At 70.5% G+C, this 6,039-nt stretch carries 5 protein-coding genes; 2 read left to right on the forward strand and 3 right to left on the reverse strand.

Features of this window, described 5'->3' with window-relative positions:
* Window positions 1-27: 27 nt before the first annotated feature.
* From AC1DCG_RS15120 to AC1DCG_RS15130, 3 genes are all read right to left on the reverse strand, one after another.
* Entirely contained in the window at window positions 28-2,001 is a 1,974-nt protein-coding gene (locus AC1DCG_RS15120) for a transglycosylase domain-containing protein (protein WP_477028433.1), read from the reverse strand.
* Window positions 2,002-2,129: 128 nt separating this feature from the next.
* The gene (locus AC1DCG_RS15125) at window positions 2,130-2,822 is read right to left on the reverse strand and encodes an SdpI family protein (protein ID WP_477028434.1); all 693 of its coding nucleotides are present in this window, start codon (window positions 2,820-2,822) and stop codon (window positions 2,130-2,132) included.
* Complete coding sequence (locus AC1DCG_RS15130; RefSeq protein WP_477028435.1) at window positions 2,819-3,133, reverse strand: metalloregulator ArsR/SmtB family transcription factor; 315 nt, start codon at window positions 3,131-3,133, stop codon at window positions 2,819-2,821. Before AC1DCG_RS15130 ends, AC1DCG_RS15125 begins: the two co-directional genes overlap by 4 nt.
* A gap of 279 nt (window positions 3,134-3,412) precedes the next feature.
* On the opposite strand from AC1DCG_RS15130, the gene recQ reads away from it, so the two are divergent.
* Together recQ and AC1DCG_RS15140 are read left to right on the forward strand one after the other, a co-directional pair.
* Window positions 3,413-5,260 carry a DNA helicase RecQ gene (recQ, locus tag AC1DCG_RS15135; RefSeq protein ID WP_165261926.1) on the forward strand — a complete coding sequence of 616 codons (1,848 nt, stop codon included), beginning with the start codon at window positions 3,413-3,415 and terminating at the stop codon, window positions 5,258-5,260.
* 148 nt (window positions 5,261-5,408) lie between these two features.
* A complete protein-coding gene (locus tag AC1DCG_RS15140; protein WP_165261924.1) occupies window positions 5,409-5,723 on the forward strand; it encodes a hypothetical protein in 315 nt (104 codons plus the stop codon).
* Window positions 5,724-6,039 lie beyond the last annotated feature (316 nt).

Below are 6,039 nucleotides of genomic sequence, written 5' to 3' on the forward strand. Positions count from 1 at the left end.
TCGCGACGCCCGGGGCGATGGGTCTTGTCAGTAAGGCAGTTCCGGCGCCGTCTGGGCCGGCGGGGTTCCGGCGGGCGGCGGGGTCGCCCCCGGGTCGGCCGTCGGGGTTTCGCCGCCGCCCAGGATGTCGCCGATCGGATCCTCGGTCGGCGGCGGGGGCTCGGCCATGCCGCCGGGGATCGGGGTGGCCTTCAGGCGCGGCAGGGCCGAGCTCATGAACACCTTCCAGATCTCGGCCGGCGGGCCGCCGCCGCTGACGCGCTTCATGGCGGTGTTGTCGTCCTTGCCGGTCCACACCGCGGCGACGAAGCCGCCCGTGTAGCCGACGAACCAGGCGTCCTTGTAGTCGCTGGTGGTGCCGGTCTTGCCGGCGATGTCGTAGCCGGCGACCTTGGCGCGACCGCCGGTGCCGCCGTTCACCACCTGGCGCATCATCTGGTTCATGTACTGCAGCGACGGCGAGCCGATCACCGACGGGCGCGGCTGCTTGTCGACGCTATGGTCGTAGAGAACCTTGCCCGAGGCGGTGCGGATGCGCTCGATGCCGTAGCCCTTGGCCAGGAAGCCGCCGTTGGCGAACGGGGCGTAGGCCTGGGCCATTTCCAGCGGGCTGACCTCGACGGCGCCCAGCGCCATCGACGGATCCAGCTGGATCTTGCTGGTGATGCCGAGGCGACGGGCGGTGGCCGCGACGTTGCTGGTGCCCACCTCGTTGGCCAGGCGCGCGGCGACCGTGTTGATCGACTGGGCCAGGGCCGTCTGCAGGGTCATGGGGCCGAGGAAGGTGTTGGTGTAGTTGCGGGGCTCCCAGTTGCCGATCTTCACCGGCTCGTCGACCACCATGACGCTGGGATTACGCCCCTGGTCCATGGCGGTGAGATAGACGAACGGCTTGAAGGCCGAGCCGGCCTGGCGGCGGGCGCTGGTGGCGCGGTCGAACTGGCTCTGGCCGTAGTCCTCGCCGCCGACATAGGCGCGGATGCGGCCCTCGCCGTCGATAGCCACCAGGGCGGCCTGCTGGACGCCCTGCTTCAGGTGGCCCTCGACGCCCAGCTGCACGGCGCGTTCGGCCGCCACCTGGATCGGCAGATCGAGCGTGGTCTCGACCACCAGGTCTTCGGTCGGTTCGCCGACCAGCGAGCGCACCTGGGCGTCGACATAGTCGGTGAAGTACTGGGCGCGCTGGTTGGCCAGGGTGGCCGACACCTGCACCGGGGTCTTGAAGGCCTCGTCGCGCTGCTCGGGGGTGATGGCCTTGAGGCGCACCATCTCGTCGAGCACGACGGTGGCGCGGCGGGCGGCGCGCTCGCTGGCGCTGACCGGCGAATAGCGGGCCGGGCCCTTCATCATGCCGGCCAGCAGGGCGGCCTCGCCGATGGTCAGGTCCTTGGCGGGCTTGTTGAAGTAGCGCTGCGAGGCGGCCTCGATGCCGTAGGCGCCGGCGCCGAAATAGACCCGGTTCATGTAGAGCGCCAAGATCTGCTTCTTGCTGAACTTCAGCTCCAGCCAGACGGCCAGGATCAGCTCCTGAGCCTTGCGCTTGTAGTTCTGGGCCGGGCTGAGGAACAGGTTGCGGGCCAGTTGCTGGGTGATGGTCGAGCCGCCGCGCTGGGGGCCGCCGTCATGGGTGATGTTCCAGATCAGCGAGCGGGCGATGCCCCAGGGGTTGAACCCGAAGTGGTGATAGAACTGGCGGTCCTCGATGGCGACGAAGGCGGCCGGCACGTATTCGGGCAGAGCGTCGATGTCGACCGGCGGCGCGTACTGGCTGCCGCGCACGGCCAAGAGGGCGCCCGAGCGATCCAGGTAGTTGATCGAGGGCTGGCGGGTGACGTCGTAGAGCTTGGAGGTGTCGGGCAGGTCGCGCGCGAACACCGCGAAGAAGGTGACCACGAAGATCAGCCCCCACACGCCCAGAACCGTCGTCCAGTACAGCAGCGCCTGGAGGGGCGTGCGTTGAGTCTTCGCCGGCTTGTTTCCGCCGAAGGCGCCGTTAGCCATCTGTAACCCTAGGTCTCGTTAGCCCCGCCCGCGTGGCGGTGTCATAGCTCACGACGACCAAACACGCGATAGAATTGACGACAGGTGAACGCGGTTTAACCAAGCGGGGGAGAACCTGGCCCCTCGCCTCAGGTGCGATCCGGATCGGTGCGCCAGACCCGCCAGCTTTCGAAGCCGGCGGCCAGGCCCGAGGCGATCACACCGGCCATCAGCACGTGGAAACCGATCGGCTGGGGCGCGACCGGCGCGGCCACCAGGCCAAGCAGGCCGACCAGGGTCATCAGCCGCCCGGCCAGGCGGTTGGACTTGTCCCAGGCCAGCCGGCTGCGCAGCGCCCAGTAGGTGCGCACGCCGATGACGGGGTTGGGCTTCACCCGTCCCAGGAACGCCCCCATGCCCAGGAACAGCAGGGCCATGCCGCCCATCATCAGGCTGAGGAACATCGCCTGGCCGCCCTGCCGGGGCAGCAGGTCGAAGGCCGTCGAGGTCAGCATCGCCGCCGCGAAGGCCGGCGCGGCCAGGCCGACGATCCGTCCCAGGCGATAGGTGAAGCGGTCGCCCCGCCGGTCCCTGACCTGGCGCTCCATCGCCGCGCAGACCACGGCCACCGCGCCGGCGACCATGGCGATGACGCCGATGGCCAGACCCATCTCGGCGCGGTCGCCCCAGCGATCGACCTGGCCGGCGTAGTTGAAATGCATCGGCATGGGTCCCGTCGGACCCAGCCGCCAGACCGCCAGGGCCGCGCCGGCGATGGCCGCCGTGGTCAGGATCGAGACGCCGTCCAGCGGCGTCAGGCCGCGCTTGTCCGCACTGTTCATGCCTTCTTCCCCTCTTCAGTGGATGGAAGCGCCGGTCCAGCCGCCACGGCCTCGCCCGTTCCCATCAGCTCCATCATGAAGGCCACCGCTTCCTCGACCGCCGAGATCACCAGGCGGTAGCGGACCGAGGCCCCGTCCTTCTCGGCCTCGACCAGGCCCGCGGCCTTCAGCGCAGCCAGGTGGGCGGTGACCGTCGGCCAGGCCATATCGAACCGCGAGGCGATATCCCCCGAGGCCAGCGGCCCGTCGCGCAGCATGGCGACCATGCGGCGGCGGGCGGGATGCGACAGGGCCTTGAACACCTCATTCATGAGTCAAACGACTAATTAGCCTTTTGACTAATAGTCAAGCGATCCGCTTCTCTGACCCTTCTCCCCTTGCGGAAGAAGGTGTCGACGAAGTCGACGGATGAGGGGTCTCTCAAACTTGAGACGCCGCACCCGGCCTGACCGCCGCGCGCGGTTTCGAGTCCTGAGAGATCCCTCACCCGACCTCCTTCGGAGGCCACCCTCTCCCCCAATGGGAGAGGGATTAAAAAATCCGCCGTTTCCGGCCTTGGCGCGGACTCGCGCCCCTGCCAAAAGAGCGCCGTGTCCACCGCCCTCGCCTCCCCGCCCTCGCTCGACGCCGCGCGCGATGTCCTGCGCCGCACCTTCGGCCACCAGGATTTCCGCGGCCTGCAGGCCCAGGTGGTCGGCGAGTTGCTGGAAGGGCGCAGCGCTCTGGCGGTGCTGCCCACCGGCGGCGGCAAGAGCCTGTGCTACCAGATCCCCGCCCTGGTGCGGCCGGGCCTGGGCCTGGTGGTCTCGCCGCTGATCGCGCTGATGGCCGACCAGGTGGCCGGCCTGCAGCAGGCCGGCGTCGCCGCCGAGCGCCTGGACTCAAACACCCTGCCCGAGGAGCGCGCCGAGATCTGGCGGCGCATCGAGGCCGGGCAGCTGGACCTGCTGTACCTGTCGCCCGAAGGCCTGATGCAGGGCTGGATGCTGGAGCGGCTGTCGCGCCTGCCGCTGTCGCTGGTGGCCGTCGACGAAGCCCACTGCGTCAGCCAGTGGGGCCACGACTTCCGGCCCGAGTACCGGATGCTGGGCCGCATCGCGGAAGTCTTCCCCAACGCCCCGCGCCTGGCGGTGACCGCCACCGCCGACGCCCGCACCCGCGACGACATCCGCACCGAGCTGCGCCTGCAGGGCGCGGCCGAGTTCGTCGACAGCTTCGCGCGGCCCGAACTGGCGCTGAACGCCGAGCGCAAGCGCGGCAAGGGCCATGACCGGGTCATCGAACTGGTCACCGAGCGGCCGGGCCGCGCGGGCGTCGTCTATGCCGGCAGCCGCGACTCCACCGAGAAGCTGGCCCAGATGCTGATCGACAACGGCGTGCCGGCCCTGGCCTACCACGCCGGCCTGGACAAGAACGTTCGCGCCCGCCGGCTGGAACAGTTCCTCGAGGCCGACGAGGCGGTGATGGTGGCGACCATCGCCTTCGGCATGGGCGTCGACAAGCCCGACGTGCGCTTCGTGATCCACGCCGATCCGCCGGCCGCCATCGAGGCCTATTGGCAGGAGATCGGCCGCGCCGGCCGCGACGGCCAGCCGGCCGAGGGCATCACCCTCTACAGCAGCGCGGACCTCGCCTGGGCCGGCCGTCGCATCGACGCCCGCGAGGCGCCCGACGAGGTCAAGCAGGTGCAGGCCCGCAAGCTGCGCCAGTTCTACGCCATGCTGGAGGGCATGACCTGCCGCGCCGCCGCCGTCCGCCGCTATTTCGGCGAGGAGGGGGTGGAGCGCTGCGGAACCTGCGACATCTGCATCTCGCCCCCGAGCGGCGTCGACGCCACCCAGGCGGCCCAGAAGGCGCTGTCGGCCGCCCACCGTCTTGGCGGGCGTTTTGGGCGCGGGCGCCTGATCGACCACCTGCTGGGCAAGACCAAGGACGTCACGCAGCAGGAAGCCCAGATGTCGACCTTCGGCATCGGCCGCGAGTTCAGCCCGCAGGGCTGGCGCGACCTGCTCGACACCCTGGTGTTCGAGGGCCTGCTGCGCGAGGACCCCAACGAGGGCCGGCCGCTGATCGGCCTGGGCGACGGCGAGGGCGTGCGGGCCGTCTATCGCGGCGAGCGGCAGGTGTCGCTGCGCCAGGCCCCAGGCGGCGAGGCCGGCGGCAAGGGCGCGGGCGGCGGCAAGAGCCTGCGCCGGCGCCAGGCCCTGACCGTGCCGCCGGGCGACCAGATGCTGTTCGAGGCCCTGCGCGCCTGGCGCAAGGAGCAGGCCTCGGCCCAGCACGTGCCGCCCTATGTGATCTTCCACGACGCCACCCTGGCCGAGATCGCCGCCGCCCGGCCGCTGACCCTGGCGGCCCTGGGCAAGTCCGGCGGCGTGGGCCAGGGCAAGCTCGACCGCTATGGCGAGGCGGTGCTGAAGGTCGTCCGCGACAACTGACAGGAGCCCGGCGGCCGGTTCGCGCAAAACGTGCGTGATCGCCTCTTGCCCGAACCAAACCGGCTCGCCAGGTGTTAGTCTCCAGACGCCCGGCGGCGCGCCTTGCGCCGCGCCCCGGGAACACGCCCTTTCATAACGGGAGACGCCGATGACCGACGCCACCATCAAGACCGACCTCGCCGGCGGCGCCGACACGGCGAAGGCCAGCGCCCGGAAGACCGCCGCCAAGGCCACCGCGGCCGTCAAGAAGGCCGCCGCCACCGTGGCCGAGACGGCCGCCGAGAAGACCCAGGTCGCTCGCGAGTACGTGCACGAGAAGACCGACGCGGCCGTCGCCTGGTCCAAGCCCAAGGCCGAGGCCGCCCACAAGGCCGCCGAGGAACATCCGCTGGCCCTGGCGCTGGGCACCTTCGTGGCCGGCGCGGTGTTCGGCTTCCTGCTGGCCCGCAACTTCGACCGGTAAGCCCGGGCGCGGGCCTCCGCGACCTTCGAGCCTGAAACGACGAACGCCCGGCGGGACCCACCCGCCGGGCGTTTGTTTTTTGGCTGCGGCGCCTCACCCCTGCAACGGAGGAGATAGCGACGGCCGGCGCGGCGCCCAGCCTCGCCCCCCTCCACCAGCTTCGCTGGTCCCCCTCCCCCGCTTCCCGAGGGAGGAGAAAAGGAAAGGGCGGCGCCGTCGCCGGCGCCGCCCTCTTTAGTTCAGGTCTTCGCCTTCGATCAGAAGGGCGACTGGATCGAGAGCCTGACGCCCTGGCTGTCGCTGTCCTTGCTGACCA

The organism is Caulobacter sp. 10L414 (assembly GCF_056395525.1).

Bases quoted from the DNA above. Each gene is read 5' to 3' on its own strand.
- AC1DCG_RS15120 (WP_477028433.1), bottom strand. From the start codon at position 2,001: ATGGCTAACGGCGCCTTCGGCGGAAACAAGCCGGCGAAGACTCAACGC.
- AC1DCG_RS15125 (WP_477028434.1), bottom strand. From the start codon at position 2,822: ATGAACAGTGCGGACAAGCGCGGCCTGACGCCGCTGGACGGCGTCTCG.
- AC1DCG_RS15140 (WP_165261924.1), top strand. From the start codon at position 5,409: ATGACCGACGCCACCATCAAGACCGACCTCGCCGGCGGCGCCGACACG.
- AC1DCG_RS15130 (WP_477028435.1), bottom strand. From the start codon at position 3,133: ATGAATGAGGTGTTCAAGGCCCTGTCGCATCCCGCCCGCCGCCGCATG.